Origin of the sequence: Shouchella oshimensis (genome assembly GCF_002019765.1) — a bacterium.
Taxonomy (GTDB): Bacteria; Bacillota; Bacilli; order Bacillales; family Bacillaceae_D; genus Shouchella; species Shouchella oshimensis.
Genome location: NZ_KV917380.1, coordinates 664,023 through 682,183 on the forward strand (window position 1 = coordinate 664,023; position 18,161 = coordinate 682,183).

An 18,161-nucleotide genomic window follows, 5' to 3' on the forward strand; every position below is an offset into this window, starting at 1 on the left:
AGGAGGAAAGATTCATGCCGTACGTCAATATAAAAGTAACAAAAGAAAATGGGGGTCTAACAAAGGAAGAGAAACACAAATTAATTAAAGGCGTAACAGACTTATTGGAAGAAACGCTACATAAAAACCCGGCATCAACTGTAGTCGTGATTGATGAGATTGATATGGATAACTATGGACTAGGCGCTGAACAAATCTCTGATCGACGAAAACGAGGGCAGTAAGATATTGGCCATCTTTAGATCGTCTAAAGATGGTTTTGCTTCATTTATCTCTAGCTGCTACAACAAGCGATTAGCAAGTGCATTAAAGGTTATTATGGTGAAATTCACTGCTAATAATTTGGCTCATACAGCTGAACAATTACGAAGTCGGCAAGAGATGATTGCCCAATTAAGTGCACCTATTATTAAGTTAAGTAAAGGTATTGCTCTCTTACCTTTAGTAGGGGAATTGGAAATGGATCGGCACGAACTTCTATTCACATAGGTGTGGACTTTAAAGGAGTTAATGTGTATTCCTCTATTGAACGGGCACTTAAATCATTGCTTTAAGACTTCTAAGAGAGAAGTCTTTTTTTGATTTGAAAATTGGATCATCCTTGATTCAGTCTTTCTATTATCCAGAAGAGTGGGACCTCTTTATACTAAAAGAGAGAAAAAAGGAGGAATAACAATGTCGATTAATTTTCATAGTGAAAAAAATAAATCAAGCTATGTCAACAGAGGGGCCCATAGTACGTGGAAGCAGGAGCTACTTCCTCTTCTTTCAGCACATCAACCAAACCATGTTGTCGATTTGGGCTGTGGTGGTGGGATATATACACGAGCGCTAGCGGCAATGGGTGTTCCAAAAGTGACAGGGGTTGACTTCTCCAACGTCATGCTTGAAGCAGCGACGCGACATAGTGATTCTTATCCGACGGTTGGTTATCAACTCGGTACAGCAACCAGCACGGGTTTAAAAGATCAAGGTGCAAATATGGTGCTGGCGAGAGCACTGCTTCATCATATAGATACCCTTAAACCTGTTTTTCAGGAAGTTGAGCGCATCCTTGACCAAGATGGTTTATTTCTTATCCAAACGAGAACAACGGATGATTGCTTTTTGAAAGGTACAAACAATCATGTTCGAGGCCATTTCTTTGATTGTTTTCCTGCTTTAATGGGAGTTGAGAAGAAAAGAAGGCATTCAGTAGAGGAAATCTGCACAGCATTAAATGAATCTGGATGGATGCTCGAAAAAAATTGGACGTTTTGGGAAACAAGAGCACGTCATTCATCTAAGGAAGTATTACTTAATGACATTCGGTTACGGAAGGGCAGAAGTATTTTGCATGAACTGTCAGATAGCCAAATACAGGAGCTAATGACACATATGCAGAGGAACATTACAACAGAAGGCGCAATAGAGGAAAAGGATCGTTGGACGTTACTGGTAGCAAAGAAAAAAGGTACCCCCTTGCACTGACAAGGGGGTACTCTTTAACCTACGATTTCTGTTTTGCCGAGAGTATGGAAATCGGGTTCGCTATCGGCTTGAGTAAAAAAGCTAGTAGACGATACGGCTAATACAATAATAAACGCTGCGAATAATTTTTTCATACTTGATCAGCTCCTAATTTGTTTTGATTGATTTTTGCTTTATAAGCAATTCGATAATACTTTAAGGACGTAGAATCGTCATTACGTTGATCAGCAAGTTCTACCATCTCTTCTGCTAATTCACACACTTCGTACAGCAAGCTTGATTCGTATAAATCCTTTATCGCTTGATCGACTAACGCGTGATCTTTAGCAATATAAAGACCGTCTAAATAAAGGCAGCGTGCCTTGTATTCTTTATTGTTGTAGTGATCAGCTTCTGATTTCGCTTGTTGAAACAGTTCTAATGCTTCGTTGCCTTGGTCAAGCTTAAAAAGAGTGTTCGAAAGATCATAACGTGTTTTCATACCGATCTGATGGCTTCGGTGTTCTTCATAGTCCAACGCTTGATAAAAATAGGTTTTCGCAGCTTCATACTCTTTTTGACGTAATTTGCTCAAGCCAAGTGTGCGCAAGATAAGCGCTGATGTGCGGGGAAATGTTGATTCGCGAAAAGCCTCTTTAAGGATGGCATCGCCTGTTTCGAATTCGTGTAATTCAGAGCGTATGGCTCCAAGCACTTGCTTACAGTTAAGTGCTCTTTCGTAATAGCTCAAACGGTTGAAAATCGTTTCGGCTTGCTCCAAATAAGAGCTGGCTAATAAATACTGATTTAACCGATAGTACACTAATCCAATATACAAATAAAATTCCGATTCCTCTGCATCATCATTTACGTGTTCCAGAAGGCGTTCGGCTTTACGGAACATCTTAATCGCTGAACGGTAACGCTCTTGTGTGTATTCGTATTGACCACTAATGAAATAGTAAAGGTACTTTAAATAACGATCCACCTCCGTTTCAACAAATTCAAATGTGTCACCTAATTCATGCTTCTTATTAAATTCATCAATAAAAATATTGTGTCTAAACTCGACGAGTGAATAATAGGCTAAGATCTTGTCATTTGTTTGCATGTGGATAACGGCATGTCGCGCTTCTTCTTTTAACAGAATGGCTTGCTCATAAGAAGCTGAAATGATGCAGCTGTACCATTCAACGATCTTGGCACCTACTTCTTCAGGTGTTAATGTGTGTTGCACGCTTTTCACCTACTTGTTAGAGTATATGCTTATTCGTCATTGTAGCAGAAATTTCAATTAATTGTACAAAAAATAAATTTTCCCAACATCGAAAAGGATAATATGGCTAGTCTACTTGCTTATGATCAGCACTAGCGAAGAGTAAATGATTTAGCTATGATAAAGATAGCTATAGGAGAGAGGAAAAGTGAATCGAATGTATCGGAAGGTTTTAGAAACGTCTTTAGGGGCATTTACATTGGCAAGCAATGGGGAACAGTTAACGGGATTGTGGCTTAGAGGGCAGAAATATGAAAAGCAAACCATCCATACTACAGCAGTTGAAGACAATGATTTGCCTCTCTTTTTAAAAGTAGAGGAGTGGCTAGAGCGTTACGCGCAAGGTGAAGCACCTTCAATAGATTTCTTATTAAAGCCTGAAGGAAGTACTTTTAGACAAGAAGTATGGAAGCATTTGCTCGCCATTCCATATGGAGAAGTGGAGACGTATGGCAACATTGCGAAAAAAATGGAACGAAGCCATGGAAGAGCGATGTCTGCACAAGCGGTGGGAGGAGCGGTGGGGCATAATCCCATTTCTATTCTCATTCCTTGTCACCGTGTAGTGGGTTCTAACGGTAGTTTAACAGGGTATGCTGGGGGGATCGATATGAAAAAGCACCTTTTAACGATTGAAGGTGTCCAAATGAACAGCCTCTATGAACCGAGACCAGTCGTTAACAGACATCAATGAAGTTAGGTAATATTGGGAAATAAAGGTTTTTCCATTAACACAATGGGGATGCCGCGCGACATTTGTTCTTCTTTAATGGTGTAACCGAGAGATTGGTAGAGGGCAATATTTTTTGGGACGCTTACTCTTACTTTGCATTGGAGAAAGGGAACCGCGGCTTTTATTGCAATGGTTTCTAGCTCTTTTAAAAGCAAGGATGCAATACCTTGTCCTCTTTTTTCCGGAAGAACGGAGAGACGGAAAAAGGATAGTACGTTTGAATGTAAAGAATAACGTACAACACCAATCGGTTGTGAATTCTCAAGTACAAGTAAAGCTTGTTCCCCATTCAAGAGTTGATTGTGAATAGAAAGGATCGTTTCATCTAACGCACTTGAAGGAGGAAGCGCTTTTTCATACTCACGGAAAGCTGCTATCATAACAAGGTGGATGGCAGCAGCATCTTGTTCGGTGGCTTCAATAATGTTCATGAACTTATTCCTTTCATTTGTTTTGTATTATTATACATTTAATTGATTAATTATTCAATTGTAGTTTAGTCACAATTAAGAACGAAAAGCGTCCTCTGCTTTTTCGTATATCCAATGTGTAAGTAAGAATGAAAAAACGACTAATAAAGGAAAAAGGAATAGATGAATGGAATAGGTAACGCCGCGGTTAAACTTGGCAAAGATAAAGTCGATAAGTGGCATAAGAATCCAAAAAAGAAAACAAAAGCTGAACCCGAAGATCACTATTTTCAAAATCGCTTTCATGGCTATGAACCTCCTTTGTATTTCTATACCCACATTCGCGTGTTCCAGAATCGGAATATTCTGTTTAATAGTTTTGGATGAGTTTGTGGAAAGTCGCTGAAAGCGGTAAGTGTTACACGGTTACTCATAAGTTTACACTGGTTCTCCTTTTGACATACTAAGTACATAGGTGCAATGATAGACGTATACTTATTTACACAAAGAAAGGATTCCACATCTATGAGCAAACAAGGTAAAGCCGTTACGATGAATCAACTAAAAGAGGCAAAGAAAGAACTAACCCGTTTTATGATGAAGTATAAGTTTGCCTTAGACGAAATGACAACTAAGATCGAGATACTAGAAGAAGAATTTAGGTACATTCATGAATACAATCCGATTGAAAACATTTCATCCCGTTTAAAAACACCTGAAAGCTTATTGTTGAAAGTACAGCGGAAGCAGCTGCCTATTAACATAAATGAAATTAAGAAACATATTATGGATATTGCTGGTGTGCGGATTAACTGCTCGTTTCAAAAGGACATTTTTCTTCTGAAGGAAATGATTGAATCTCAAGACGATCTAAAAGTTATAGAAGTGAAGGATTACATTACAAAACCAAAACCGAATGGCTATCGGAGTATGCACATCATTGTAGAGGTTCCGGTCTATTTATCAAACTGCCGCGAGTGTATTCCAGTGGAGATTCAAATTCGAACAGTTGCGATGGACTTTTGGGCCAGTTTAGAGCATAAAATCTTTTACAAGTTTGAAAAAGAAGTCCCGTCTGAAATGACAACAGAACTTAAGAAGGTTGCTGACACGGCTGCTGAGCTTGATCAGCAAATGGAAGCCCTTCATAATGAGTCGTTAAAATATACAACAGAAGCAGATGAAAGTCAGTTGTTTGGCAGTTTGCGTTTTGACCAAGAACGTCTTCAGCTTCCGAACGAATTGTTAAACTCACTATCTGCATTACAAGAGAAGAAAGATTCGTAACCATTGTACGGGATGTGTTCTTATTATCGAATATCAGCAAAAAACATACTAAGATTAGTGGGTAAGATCATCGACGGATGAATCTTACCCACTATTTTTCGTTTAGGCGTATAGTGAGAGGTGAAAGAAAGCTCGACCTAAGCCTCAAGGATCTAGAATCCGTATTAAAAACCGAGCTTCTTCACTTTCATTACTGAATCAGGTTTAAGTATGTTGGGGCCATTGAGCTCGTGTAGAGGAAATTAGAATCGGAATGATTAAGTGAAGACCTTTCAATGCTAAATGAAAAGAGGAACAATGATGGAGTTTGTAGTCGCTTTAGATGTATCAATGGGGAAAAGTTACTCGGTCATTTATCAAGACCAAAGATGTTTGTACGAAGAAGAAATTGCTCATAATCAACTAGGATTTCAACAGCTATTCGATCACATTCAGACCCTTCCAGGTAGTGTGACCGTTGTCTTTGAAGCCACAGGGATTTATTCCAAACCAGTGGAGACGTTTTGCCAAAGGAATGCTTTACGTTACTGTCTTCTTAATCCGTTAGAGGCTAAAAAACAGCTTGAGCTAGGGACACTCAGAAGCTGGAAAACCGACAAACACGATGCCCACTTATTAGCTCAATCTCATTCCCTTCACAGAAGAGAGGAAAATCAAACGCATTCCATCATCTATCAACATCTGCGTGACCTCTCGCGTTTTTATCAAGAGATTGAAGAGGAAATTAAACGGATGCGTATGTATCTACACAATGCACTCCAGCTTAGTTTCCCAGAGCTTGAACAATTTTTCTCGAGTCGAATTACACCTTACGCTTTAAGTCTGATTGCGCTCTTTCCTCATCCCGATCTTGTTTTAAGGTCGAGTATCACAAAAATTAAAAATCAGCTCATCAATCATACGTTAAAAAACATTTCACAGAATCGCGCAAAACAGAAAGCAGTCGAGATCATGAGCTACGCTCACTCTTCTTACCCAGCCGTCTCTATAGAGAGTGTTCAAACTCAAAAGGTACGATACTATGCGCGTCAGCTTCTTCATCTTTTAGAAGAAAAAGAACGCGTATCTAAAGAACTGATCGAGGAAGCCAAAAACCTTCCTGAGTTTGATTTATTTCTTAGCGTACCTGGTATTGGAGAAATTAGTGCAGCTCTTGTGATGGGGGAACTTGGTGATCTGTCCCGCTTCTCAAATCACAAAAAAGTGAACGCCTTCGTGGGAATTGATATCCGCAGATATCAATCTGGCAAATATCATGGACAAGACCATATTAATAAACGTGGAAATCCCAAAGGGAGAAAGATTTTATATCTCATCATTCGGAACATGATCCGCCAGCAGAAAGCAGCTCCTAATCATATTGTCGAGTATTATTACAAATTAAAAAAGCAACCTACCCCCAAGAAGGACAAGGTTGCCGTTGTCGCTTGTATGAACAAGCTCATAAAGTGTATGTATTCCATGGCTAGGAATCATACAGAGTACGATTACTCGCACGCGGTCTCAATGGACCAATAACTGTAGTATACCATAGGAACCTTATTTAAAAATAGACAGGGATAAGGTTTATTTCCTATGCCTAGATTTAAAAATAACATCATCAGAATTATTATAAAAACCCTATTGACTAAACGTAGGAAAGAGGCTGGGACAAAAGTAGATAGACAGACCAAAATGACGAACATTCCTGAAAATAGGAATGTTCGTCGTTTGTTTTATATGAACATTAGCGGAAGGAGAATCTGAAGACTCCTGGGGGATCAGCACGTGTCTGAAGACTCTGGAGTGGCGGTTTTCCACGGAAGAGACTGAGGCCGTGTCCCCGGAAAGCGAAGGATTCTCCTGTAGCGGTGCTACTCAGCATATTTTAGACTATTCGTCTTTTCAAATACTACTTTTCGTTATGTCCCAGCCTCGTTTTTTTTTTATTTAATGCCTGACATGGTGAATCCATCAACAATATATTTCTGGAAGATCGCAAAGATAATGAGAATCGGAACAACCATTACAGCTGATCCAGCCATTTGCAATGCGTAGTTTTCACCGGCTTGTCCTTGAAGGAGGGCGAGTCCAACGGATAAGGTATAAAGGTCTTGAGAATTTGCAACGATTAATGGCCATAAGAAGCTATTCCAAGCGCCGATGAAAGCAAGAATCCCTTGCACAGCTAGAATCGATTTAGCCATTGGCAGAACAAGTTTAAAAAAGATATAAAATTCTCCTGCTCCGTCTAATCGAGCTGCTTCTAATAGGGCATCTGGGATAGTCGTCATAAATTGCTTGAACAAGAATATGCTAAATGCGGCGACGAGTCCTGGCAAGACAATACCCGGCATCGTATTGGTTAAACCCATTTCGTTAAGAATGAGATAAACCGGAATCATCGTCACTTGCCCAGGGATCATCATTGTGGCAAGTACAAGAAAGAACAGGAGACGATTCCCTTTAAAATTAAATTTTGCAAAACTGTAGCCTGCCATTGCATTGAAAATTAATCCAATCAGAGCGCACCCAACTAAAATTAATGTATTTCGTAGATACGTTCCGAAGTTCATTTCGGTAAACAGACGAGTGAAGTTTTCGACTGTCCACGTTTCTGGGAAAATTCGAACAGGTATTTGAATAAGCTCTGGATTAGGCTTAAATGCCGATAAAAGCATCCACAAAAAAGGAATTGAAAGAATAAACCCAATTACAATGAGAAGAATGGATACAAATCCAATCTCGATCTTCGAGCGTTGTTGTTTTTCAGCCATACAAGCCTCCCCCTACATGTCGCCTTGTTTTCGACGTAGTGTAAACTGAATTAACGTAGCGATAATGATAATGACAAAGAGCACAAATGATGCTGCAGCTGCATAGCCAAAATTACTATAACTAAACCCAGCTTGATAAATAAATAGAGCAATTGAAATTGTCCCGTCGAGTGGACCGCCTTCCGTCATAACGAATGGCTCTTCAAAGAATTGTAACCAGCCAATAAGCGTTGTCACCGTAATGAAAAACGTCGCAAACCCTAATAAAGGAAAGGTGATCTTAAAAAACTGCTGAGATCGGCTCGCACCATCAATGGTGGCTGCCTCATAGTAATCTTTAGGAATCGATTGTAATGCAGCTAAATAAATAAGCATGTTTATGCCTATGCCTTTCCATACAGCTAAGAGGATCAAGGACAATTTAGCCATTGTTGGATCTTCTAACCACGGCACCGGTCCTGTATTAAAGAAAAGCAACACTTGATTGAAAAGTCCATAGGAGACGTTATATAGAAATCCCCATATAACAGCAATGGCAACAATATTCGTAATCGCAGGCATGTAGTAAATAACTCGAAATAAACGGAATAACTTGTTTGAACTATAATTTAACAGTAAGGCTGCCCCTAATGAACTGATAATGACAAGAGGAACACCAATAACGACATAGAAAAAGGTGTTGTACATGGATGTCCAGAAAATAGGGTCAGACAAAAGTACACGGTAGTTCTCAATGCCCACGAAAGAAATATTCGACCAATCCGAAATGCCACGTAAATCCATATCTGTAAAGCTAATCGTAAGAGCAATAATGATTGGTAATACGGCGAACAATAGGAGCAACAGAACGGCCGGAGCAATAAAGACGTAAGGGGCACTTTGGCGCTTTCCTTCTCTAGATGGTTTTTTTCGTACCAACTCCATTTAGTTTTCCTCCTCTTCCTCATCGGTCACAATCATTGGTTCTATCCGGGATCGAAAGTCCTTTATTTCTTCTTCAATCGTGTAATCAGCTCTTGTAATCCGTTGTTCAGATCGTTTCCATTCATCATTGATTCGATTCCAATTTAAGACTTGCGGTTGAGCACGTGAATGTTGCAGTTGCTCATAATAGGTATAGAGGCGTTCATCCTCTTGTAGGGCAGGGTCTTCCCAAGCATCAACTCGAGGTGGTAACACACGGACGTCCTTGAAGTAATCGATTTGTGTTTGACGATCTGAGAGGTAGGAAAGAAACGCCACTGCTTCATCTGGATGTTCTGTCCATTCGAAGATCGCCATGTTTGAACCACCAATGACGGACGTATTGTTTTCTTTACTCGGCATTAATTTTGTATCCCACTCTTCAAATTCTGGATAATTATCAATCAATTGTTGATATCGGAATGGAGGCTCAAAAAACATTGGCTGAATCCCGTCAACAAACGACTGCATCGGATCTAATCCTAGTCCAAGAGGAGCAAGATCCTCTTTAAAGAAACGTGTGTAATAAGTAACTGCTTCAACAAAAGCAGGATCAGAGAAATCAACGCCTTTATCCGTCGTTTCAAACTCGACGCCGTTCTGCCAGGCAAAGATGTACGGAAGAGTGTCGTCGTTTTCAGGTAATGTCATAGCATATAAGCCGTCTCCTCGATCATATAACGCTTTTGAAGCTTCATACAATTCCTCCCATGTGTCTGGACCTTCTGGAAAGCCGACATCAGCTAACAAGTCTGTCCGATAAAAGAGGACGCGTGTTTCTACATACCAAGGAACGGCAACTAATTCACCGTTGTAGATAGTAGAATCAACGGCACCTTCAAAAAAATGATCAGAATCTAAATTTGGATAGTCCTCAACGTACTCATCTAAAGGTAAAAACGAACCAGTACTTGCAAAGTCAGCCATATAGGATGTACCCATTTGAACCACGTCAGGACCGCTACCGGAGGCAACGGCAGTGAGTAGGTTATCGTAAATATTTCCCCACGGAATGGCTTGAAGATTGACTTTTACGCCTGGGTGTTGCTGTTCAAACTGCTGAATATACCCTTCATTAACAAGTTGCTCTGCTTCCCAACCGATTGCCCAAACATCTAATGTAACGCCGTCTTCTTCACCATCTGAACATCCTACTAGTCCCATAGAAAGAAGCAACGGTAGTGCACCTAAACTTTTCCGCATAAGTGATTCTCCTTTTTTAAGACTTAACAAGTGAGAAGGTTAACGTATTTTCCTGCTCACAAACACTGCTCCCATTTACATAAACACGAAATTGGCCAGAATCACTCGCATACGTTAAATCGCTATGGTAGTACTGCAACATATCATGAGTAATTTCGAATGTGATAGTTCTTGTTTCCCCTGGAGAAAGGGTAATTTTTTGAAAGCTTTTTAGTTCTTTAACCGGTCTAACTACTTCTCCAACCAGATCCTGAATATAGAGCTGGACTGTTTCAACCCCATCGATTTTACCAGTGTTTGTCACATCTACAGAGACGGTTAAACTGGCTGAACCATCCCATTCTACTGCTGATAGCGATCGGTTGCTATAACTGAACGATGTATAACTTAAGCCATAACCAAATGGATACAAAGGTTCATTTGGAATGTCGATGTAGCGTGAAAAGAAACGCTCATTGCTTCCAGGAGGTAGTGGCCGTCCAGTTTGATAAGCATTGTAATAAACAGGAATTTGACCAGTAGCTCTTGGGAAAGACATGGTTAGTTTTCCGCTAGGATTAACTTCTCCAGATAGAAGGGCAACAGCAGCTTGTGCACCTTCTGAACCAGGATGCCAGCATTCTAATATGGCGTCAGCGTATGGTTCTAATTCAGTTAAATCCAGTGGACGAGCATTAAATAATGCGACGATGACAGGTTTCCCGGTTTCTTTTGCTAACCGGGCTAACTCGATTTGACATGGTGCTAGAGTGATAGAGGATCGGCTTCTCCCTTCTCCACTACGATCTTTTCCTTCTCCTAAAGCAAGAACTAGGCAGTCTGCTTGCTCCATTACCATGGTCGCTTCCGTAAGAAGTGCTTCATCTCGTTCATAAAGGTGAGAACCTGTTGCGTACATGGCATGTGCAAAGTGTCCTTGAAAAGCTTGTTTCAGTGTAGTCGTCTGGTCTGGTTTACCGAAAATTGACCATTCTCCCAGTAGATCTTGATTATCTGCATAAGGACCAATTAATGCGACGGTTGTCTCTTTAGTTAGAGGAAGGACGTTATCATTCTTTAGTAAGACCATACTTTTTTCTGCGACGGTTTGTGCAAAAGCATGATGTGAAGGGTGTCCAACAATCGCTTGTTCCTTCTGAGGACTCACGCCACGATAGGGATCTTCAAATAAACCTAGCTCATTCTTTAATTGTAAGACGCGCAAAACGGCTTCATCGAGTAAGGCTGAATCTATGGCGTGTTTATCTAGTAATGCTGCTAACGAATGGGTATAAGCTAAACTCATCATGTCAATATCCACACCAGCTTCTAGCGCTTTTTTAGCCGCTTCGGCTTCGTTTTCCGCGACGCCATGCGGGATCAGTTCCTGAACGGCGCCAAAATCTGAGATGATCACACCGTCAAACTGTAACTCTCCTCTTAATAAATCCCGAAGTAAGGCGGAGTTCGCAGTAGCTGGAATTGAATGAACTGTATTAAATGCCGTCATCACTAACTTAACCCCAGCATCTAAGGCGGCTTCATAAGCAGGAAGATGTTTGTCTCGAAGCTCTCTTTCTGATAAGTCAACGGTATTATAATCACGTCCACCTTCAGCTAAGCCATACGCGGCAAAATGTTTCACACAAGCACCAACACGATCTTTAGCGATAAGAGAGCCTTCGCCTTGAAGCCCGCGAACAGTGGCTGCTGCGAATAAACCGTTTAAAAATGGATCTTCACCGGTTGATTCCATAACTCGACCCCATCGTGGATCACGTACTAAATCAGCCATAGGAGCAAAGCTAATGTGGAGGCCAGCACTGGCTGCTTCTTTAGCTGAAATCGTTTGCAATTTTTCGATTAAGTCCGGCTCCCACGTTGCGCCAAGTCCAAGAGGAATAGGGAAGATGGTTTCGTACCCGTTAATCACATCTGCCATAAACAATAATGGAACTCCTAAACGGCTTTTCTTTAAATGTTCACGTTGAATGGCCGCTAACTTTGTTGCTCCAGCTACACCAAGCACAGATCCGCTTTGTTTAATCATCTCCTCATCAACAGGAAATTCAATTCGACCTGTTACTGGGGTACTGTCCTCTTGTTCAGAGTAAAATGCCCCAGCAAATTGAGTAAGCTGTCCAACTTTTTCAGCTGTTGTCATCTCTTGTAATAGCGCTTGTAATTGTTCTTCTGTCATCTGTACACCTCATAAGCGAGTAATAAAGTGAAACGTTTCACCTAATGGCAAAAAAATATAAAAATAGTGTGTATGTGAAAATTGTAACGTTTCACTAACTGTGAATGACACTAGTATACGACTTAAGTAAAATAGAATGCAAGAGAAAATTTTAAGAGCCTCTAACCGTTGTTTGTAGAGGCTCTTTTCATTAATGTTGTTGGAATGAGAGAATGGTGTGCTTCCTTATTAGTCATTAAAGCCATTAAGACTGTTGCGGCTTCGTTGCCCCATGATCTAGTGGAATAATCAACTGTTGTTAGAGGTGGTGTAACATATTGACTTAATAAATTATTGTCAAATCCTGCTAGCCTAATTTGATCTCCTATCACAAAGCCATGTTCCTGGAACAACCGCTGCATACCTACTGCAGTACTGTCTGAAAGGGCAAAAACGTTAACAGGTTCTCCTGTCCATTCTTTCATAATCAGTTCCGCTGCTTCTAGTCCACCATCTAGCTCAAATTCTCCTGTGAGGATCTGAACAGAGTGAGGAGGTGGTGAATGCTGAATCACTTTTTGAATGGCTTTCAGCCGTTCCTGACTGTCGAAGTTGTCTTGATTTCCGGTAACAATATACGTTTTTGCCGCAGGGAAGGTGAGCAAATGCTCAATCATTTGTGTCGCACCTCTTTGATTATCAAGCAGTACTTGGCGTACATTTTTATGGTAAAACAAACGATCCAATACGACCATCTTTTTGCCTGCATCGGCTAGTTGCATCATTTCATCAGAGGTAATTAAATCATCCATAATAATGCCGCCATCAACCGACCCATCAGCTAAAGAATCTGTGGCGTTTTCACCTGTACAAACAACGGTATCAAATCCAGCTTCGGCGCTTGTTTCAATAATGCCAGCAAGAATATCCCCAAAGAAAATCCCTTTGTTTTCTTTTATGAACACGCCTACTTTTTTCGTTTTTCTCGCTTTAAGGGTTCGGGCTGCAGCGTTTGGGCGGTAATTTAGCTCTGCTGCTACCTGTTTAATATGCTCCGTTGTCTTTTTAGAAATTTTCGGGTTGTTGTTTAATGCATAAGAGACGGAAGTCATAGAGACGCCCGCCTTTTTTGCAATGTCTCGAATACTTACCATGAGCTGTTCCTCCACCTGAATTGTATTGCTTTCTATGTTACAGGAGTTTGAAAGGTTGTCAATGGAGGTTCAAAGGTTGAAAAAGCTTTAAGTGTTTAGTAAGTTGAAGGCGTATGAAAAGGGGATCAAAAGCGAGACAGCCACGGTTTTGTATAAGAAAGAAGAGGCTGGGACAAAAGTAGATAGACAGACCAAAATGACGAACATTCCTGAAAATAGGAACGTTCGTCGTTTGTTTTATATGATAATTAGCGGAAGGAGAATCCGAAGACTCCTGGGGGGATCAGCACGTGTCTGAAGACTCTGGGGTGGTGGTTTTCCAGGGAGGAGGCTGAGGCCGTGTCGCCGGAAAGCGAAGGGATTCTCCTGTAGCGGTGCTACTCAGCATATTTTAGACTATTCGTCTTTTCAAATACTACTTTTCGTTATGTCCCAGCCTCGTTTAATTTATTGTTTTCATGCTTATCTTTTTCGAAAAACAGAATAAAAGCTGGTAACAACATGACCGGTGATTATTCAGAAGGAATGTTAGGGGAGGCTAGGAGTTGGTTAGGGCGTGACATTTGCCTTAAAAAACAAGCTTGTTGATGTATTTTCGAACACCAACAAGCTTGTTTGTTTAGATGGAGTAAAGCTCTAAGACTTCTTTCCAGTTAGCAAATGATTCTTTCTCAGGGTGATTCTTGACGATTCCAGCTAACTCTACAAGTCTTTCTTTTGAGGCATGGCTTAAATCTGAGTTTATGCCAGCTTCTTGTAACATGGCAATCGAACTGTTTAATTCAAATGCTCTTCTCTCTGCATGAACAGCACTCCCTGTTACAAGACGATTCAATGTATCAACAAACGGTTGGCGATTCATTGTTTCCTCTAAGGAACTTATCACTTCATCCGATATATGATACGCTTCAGCGGCTTCCAATGTTTCAAGGTATAAGCCGACAAGCCCTTTCATGAAAATACTGCGAACAAGTTTAATAGCGGAAGCATCACCAGCCTTGTTTCCAACTGCTTTGATAGACATGTGAAGAGGGGACATTTTGGCAATGAACTCATTCGTCCCTGTTCCACTTGCAGCTATCGGTACTTTATGTTGATACACGGGTAAAGGACCTAGCATAGCGGCATCGACAAATTTAATGTGCTTCTGCTCAAGGTTTTGTTGCACTTGTTGCTTAATAGCAGGGCTTGAAGCTGAAACATCAACGTAAAGAAAGGACTCATTTTGAATTTCAGCGCATACAGCTTCGTTTACTTCCACTGCTTTACTGGCAGGTACTGCTACGAATAGTACGTTTACCTCTTTAATCAGTTCTTTTATCGATTTGACTAAACTAACGCCTGTTTGTTCTGCACGTTCTTTGATGGTCTGGCCAAACGTTTCATGGTCAATCATAACGTCGTACGCACGAATGGACGTTACTCCTTCTTCTTTTAGTCCTTTTGCTAATTCGTAAGCTGCTTCACCAAAGCCTAAAAAATGTACGTTCATTAAAATCATCCTTCGTTAAATAAAAATTAGTTATTCTTTTTTTCAATATGGTAGTTCATAGATGTAAGCACATTGTTTACTTCACTTAAGCGCTGCTTCACACGTTCGGAGTCTGATAGAGCTAATGCGCTAATTAAATAGTCAACAAGAAAGAAAGAGGATACGACCGAATTGTGAGAAGATATGCTCTCTGCTGGACAGATTAAGTGCGCATCTGCATAAGCAAGTAATGGTGATGAAAATTTGTCTGTAATGACAACGACTGATGCTCCATTTTTTTTAGCTTGATCAGCGTAATGCATCAACCTAGCCCCATACCGCGCAAAACTAACGACGATGAGGACATCCTCTTTAGAAAAAGAAATCACGTCGTCCACCCAATCGCTTGAATCTGCAAGAGTAAGCTTGGTATTCCCGAACATTCGATTTAAGTTGTGCGATAAATATTGTGCTACTGGTAACCCACTACGAACACTCGTGCAGAAAACATTGGTTGCTTTTTTTATGAGTGATTCAACTTGTGAAAGATTTGTTTCCATATTAATCTGATTGGCTTGTTGTATTTGTGCTAGCTGCAAGTCATAGTGATTTAACCACCTTTCGTTTTGAGAAAAAGTGGTTAGATTTTTTTCTAATCTCGTGTGCGGAGTACTCTCTTCTTTTAAAAGAAGTTGTAAATTCTTTTGGAACTCGGAGTATCCTGAAAACCCTACACTCGACATTAACCGCATGACAGTAGTGGTACTCGTTCCAACTTCCTTTGATAGTTCTTCAACGGTCATAAAGCCAACATCGTTGTAGTGGCTAAGAATAAAATCGACAACTAATTTCTGTGAACGTGGTAAAGATGAAATGTTTTCTTTTAATCTATCTAAAGGGTTTTTCATAACAGTACACTCCTAAGGGACATAGTCTTTATTTAAAATCATATCGAACATTAAATAGAGTGTCTATGTTCCCTTTAGAAGAGACCGTTTTAAATTGATTTTAACCAAGCAGGCTTAATTTGACCTTTAGCGATTTTCTTTAATCGTTCTGCTTCATATTGAGCCTTTTCTTCAGCGCGCTGAAGTGCTCCTTCTACTTCTTCTCGTGGTAATACGATCACACCATCTGCATCGCCCATAATAAAATCTCCAGGTTGGATCGCTAGTCCTCCACATCGAGTAGGCGCATTAACATGACCTGGTCCGTTTTTTTCTGGTCCGCCAGGTACTGCCCCTCGACTAAATACTGGAAGTGTAGATTTTGCTAGTGTAGAGAAGTCACGAACAAAGCCGTCAATGACAAAGCCATTTAAGTGCAACGCTTCAGCTGCTGCTGCCATTAATTCGCCAATAACGGCACGTTTATCGTAGCCATTAGCATTTACAACAAGTACATGACCAGGCTGGGAATGATAGATTGCGTGATGAACAGCTAAATTATCTCCGCTTTTTACATCAATCGTTACAGCCGCACCTACTAATACACTGTCAATATGACATGGTTTAATAGAGTGCTCCATTTCGATTGGTCTATCCATTACATCACTTAATAAAGTGGTACTTACTTTTTTTGCTCGTTCCACCCACTCTTCTGGTAACAACTCGGGTGCTTGGTCTAAAACGATGTTCGTAGTACTCATGTTAGTCATCCTTCCGTGTTCTTCTTTTTAGTATAAGAAAGTAAATAACCAGAAAAAGCAGCAATCGATGTTACAAAAAAGACGGTGCTAGCCAGATTTTGATCAAGGCCGATAACCCAATTCCCTTTTGCAACGACTAAGCCAAGTAATTGGCCAAGAACGAGTACAGATCCTAATAGAATAAATAAAGTTACAGAACATATGAAAATGATCATCAATACTTTTCTCATCTTAAACGCCTCCTATAAAGGAATTGGCAGTATGCCCATTCCAATCAACCAACTAATAATTAATAATGGAATTGTGTAATAAATTAGTAAAGGAATGTATGTTTTCTCAGCTCCGATTTTTGCCATTCCGGTGGCTACATAGATAGGTCCTGAGGTCGGCGTACTTCCTTCAGTTGCACCAAACATCATAATGGTAACGACTGCAAGTAATGGATCAACGCCAACAGCGGTAAGAGCGCCAAATGATGCAAGACCAATTGTTGCTATTGTTGCCGATGTTGCTAATGGTGTTGCCACTAATGTAATAACAATCCCGACAATCGCAATCATAAGCCATTTTGGAACAGCAAAAGATGTCATGAGTGCTTGTAATTGCTCTGTTAGCCCAATTTCATTTAAAACGGCGCTAGTGGCGAAGGTGAAAATTAAAACAGGCCCAATGACAAAGTATGAGGGAGCTGTTTTCTCGAAAAATCGACCCCACTCTTTTTTTCCTTTAGGTAGATGGTTACGTCCAACGACGAGGGTGAAAAGAATCATAAAGACTGGCACCCAAACAATAAAGGAAATCGCGTCCATTGCTGACTGTCCAACACCCTCTAATGAAATAAACCAATTCGCAAGAGGACCAAAATTAATAAGAAGTGGAACAATAATACCTAAAAATATAAGTAATGACGTCCAACCAGCTCGAAACGAAGTTCCAATTGGTTGAATTAAATCTGGATGCACTGGTTGAATGTTATAGCGCTTCGTCATGATAAAGACGACGAGTACTCGATGAACCAATGCATAAAGGCCAGCAACGTAAAGAGCAATAAATAAACTACTTTGACCAACACTAGCAGCCACTGGTGCAAACCCTAACATAATAAACATCGTGGAGTTAGGGGGGATAATACTACCGAACCCAGAATTTCCAGCGACGATTGATGCTGCATGTTCTTTTCTCCAGCCAGAACGTTCCATCCAAGGAATGGTGATAGAGCCTGTCGTTGCAGCAATTCCTGAACCTGACCCTGCTACAAGTGCGAATAAACCAGAGCCAAAGGTGTTCACATAAGCGGCTCCCCCAGGTAACCGTCCAATTAATGAATTAAGGATCTGAATAATTCGTCCGATAAGCCCAGTATGATTAATAAGCTGTGCCATGAAGATAAATGCTAATGACGCAAAAACGACTTCATGTGTAAGCCCTCTCATTAAACTGGGAAGAAATAATTCAAATGCTCGGTCGCCTGCAAATAATAATGTTGTTATAAAGCCTAATATCATGGCTTCGCCAATATTTCGTTTTGTGAAAATCGCCCAAATCAAAATAATAACGATGAATGATATAAGTGCCCACACTGCCATCCCCATTTCGTTATCCTCCTCGAAGAAGTTAAAGTAATATTCATTACCTATAAAATAAAAAGGTAAT

19 protein-coding genes are annotated in these 18,161 nt (G+C 40.4%); 6 read left to right on the plus strand and 13 right to left on the minus strand.

Annotated features, from left to right (window positions below):
- The first annotated feature begins 14 nt into the window (after positions 1-14).
- From BK583_RS03150 to BK583_RS03160, 3 genes are all read left to right on the plus strand, one after another.
- Entirely contained in the window at positions 15-224 is a 210-nt protein-coding gene (locus BK583_RS03150) for a tautomerase family protein (RefSeq protein ID WP_038483604.1), read from the plus strand.
- A 4-nt stretch (positions 225-228) separates the two neighbouring features.
- On the plus strand, positions 229-489 hold the full coding sequence (locus BK583_RS03155; protein WP_055737213.1) for an STAS domain-containing protein: 261 nt from the start codon (positions 229-231) through the stop codon (positions 487-489).
- 186 nt (positions 490-675) lie between these two features.
- Positions 676-1,470, plus strand: a complete 795-nt coding sequence (locus tag BK583_RS03160; protein WP_055737214.1) for a class I SAM-dependent methyltransferase — start codon at positions 676-678, stop codon at positions 1,468-1,470.
- Between the two features lie 130 nt (positions 1,471-1,600).
- Here BK583_RS03160 and BK583_RS03165 read toward each other — a convergent pair whose 3' ends face one another.
- Positions 1,601-2,686 carry a response regulator aspartate phosphatase gene (locus BK583_RS03165; protein WP_055737215.1) on the minus strand — a complete coding sequence of 362 codons (1,086 nt, stop codon included), beginning with the start codon at positions 2,684-2,686 and terminating at the stop codon, positions 1,601-1,603.
- 196 nt (positions 2,687-2,882) lie between these two features.
- Between BK583_RS03165 and BK583_RS03170 the strand changes: the two genes are divergently transcribed.
- The gene (locus BK583_RS03170; protein ID WP_055737221.1) at positions 2,883-3,419 is read left to right on the plus strand and encodes a methylated-DNA--[protein]-cysteine S-methyltransferase; all 537 of its coding nucleotides are present in this window, start codon (positions 2,883-2,885) and stop codon (positions 3,417-3,419) included.
- A 2-nt stretch (positions 3,420-3,421) separates the two neighbouring features.
- Here the strand turns inward: BK583_RS03170 and BK583_RS03175 are convergent, their stop codons facing one another.
- Together BK583_RS03175 and BK583_RS20400 are read right to left on the minus strand one after the other, a co-directional pair.
- Complete coding sequence (locus BK583_RS03175) at positions 3,422-3,889, minus strand: GNAT family N-acetyltransferase (RefSeq protein WP_055737216.1); 468 nt, start codon at positions 3,887-3,889, stop codon at positions 3,422-3,424.
- A gap of 75 nt (positions 3,890-3,964) precedes the next feature.
- On the minus strand, positions 3,965-4,174 hold the full coding sequence (locus BK583_RS20400; RefSeq protein ID WP_139366160.1) for a hypothetical protein: 210 nt from the start codon (positions 4,172-4,174) through the stop codon (positions 3,965-3,967).
- A 219-nt stretch (positions 4,175-4,393) separates the two neighbouring features.
- Here BK583_RS20400 and BK583_RS03185 point away from each other — a divergent pair, with 219 nt between their 5' ends.
- Positions 4,394-5,155 carry a GTP pyrophosphokinase gene (locus BK583_RS03185; protein WP_055737218.1) on the plus strand — a complete coding sequence of 254 codons (762 nt, stop codon included), beginning with the start codon at positions 4,394-4,396 and terminating at the stop codon, positions 5,153-5,155.
- A gap of 297 nt (positions 5,156-5,452) precedes the next feature.
- The gene (locus BK583_RS03190) at positions 5,453-6,673 is read left to right on the plus strand and encodes an IS110 family RNA-guided transposase (protein ID WP_245804412.1); all 1,221 of its coding nucleotides are present in this window, start codon (positions 5,453-5,455) and stop codon (positions 6,671-6,673) included.
- Positions 6,674-7,080: 407 nt separating this feature from the next.
- Here the strand turns inward: BK583_RS03190 and BK583_RS03195 are convergent, their stop codons facing one another.
- The 10 genes from BK583_RS03195 to BK583_RS03245 all read right to left on the minus strand — a co-directional run bounded on the left by BK583_RS03195 (position 7,081) and on the right by BK583_RS03245 (position 18,100).
- Entirely contained in the window at positions 7,081-7,911 is an 831-nt protein-coding gene (locus BK583_RS03195; protein ID WP_055736736.1) for a carbohydrate ABC transporter permease, read from the minus strand.
- A gap of 12 nt (positions 7,912-7,923) precedes the next feature.
- On the minus strand, positions 7,924-8,835 hold the full coding sequence (locus BK583_RS03200) for a carbohydrate ABC transporter permease (RefSeq protein ID WP_055736737.1): 912 nt from the start codon (positions 8,833-8,835) through the stop codon (positions 7,924-7,926).
- Positions 8,836-10,077 carry an extracellular solute-binding protein gene (locus BK583_RS03205; RefSeq protein ID WP_038483589.1) on the minus strand — a complete coding sequence of 414 codons (1,242 nt, stop codon included), beginning with the start codon at positions 10,075-10,077 and terminating at the stop codon, positions 8,836-8,838. It lies immediately after the preceding gene.
- A 16-nt stretch (positions 10,078-10,093) separates the two neighbouring features.
- Positions 10,094-12,256: a beta-glucosidase BglX gene (gene bglX, locus BK583_RS03210; RefSeq protein WP_055736738.1), complete on the minus strand. Its 2,163-nt coding sequence runs from the start codon at positions 12,254-12,256 to the stop codon at positions 10,094-10,096.
- Positions 12,257-12,417: 161 nt separating this feature from the next.
- Complete coding sequence (locus tag BK583_RS03215; RefSeq protein WP_055736739.1) at positions 12,418-13,389, minus strand: LacI family DNA-binding transcriptional regulator; 972 nt, start codon at positions 13,387-13,389, stop codon at positions 12,418-12,420.
- Positions 13,390-14,008: 619 nt separating this feature from the next.
- The gene (locus BK583_RS03225) at positions 14,009-14,881 is read right to left on the minus strand and encodes an NAD(P)-dependent oxidoreductase (protein WP_055736741.1); all 873 of its coding nucleotides are present in this window, start codon (positions 14,879-14,881) and stop codon (positions 14,009-14,011) included.
- A gap of 26 nt (positions 14,882-14,907) precedes the next feature.
- Positions 14,908-15,768 (minus strand): MurR/RpiR family transcriptional regulator, encoded by an 861-nt coding sequence (locus tag BK583_RS03230; RefSeq protein ID WP_055736742.1) that lies wholly within the window; start codon positions 15,766-15,768, stop codon positions 14,908-14,910.
- A gap of 89 nt (positions 15,769-15,857) precedes the next feature.
- Positions 15,858-16,508, minus strand: coding sequence for an RraA family protein (locus BK583_RS03235; protein WP_051667649.1), 651 nt, complete (start codon positions 16,506-16,508; stop codon positions 15,858-15,860).
- Between the two features lie 5 nt (positions 16,509-16,513).
- Complete coding sequence (locus BK583_RS03240; RefSeq protein WP_055736743.1) at positions 16,514-16,738, minus strand: hypothetical protein; 225 nt, start codon at positions 16,736-16,738, stop codon at positions 16,514-16,516.
- Between the two features lie 12 nt (positions 16,739-16,750).
- A complete protein-coding gene (locus BK583_RS03245; protein WP_055736744.1) occupies positions 16,751-18,100 on the minus strand; it encodes a TRAP transporter large permease subunit in 1,350 nt (449 codons plus the stop codon).
- Positions 18,101-18,161: the final 61 nt, after the last annotated feature.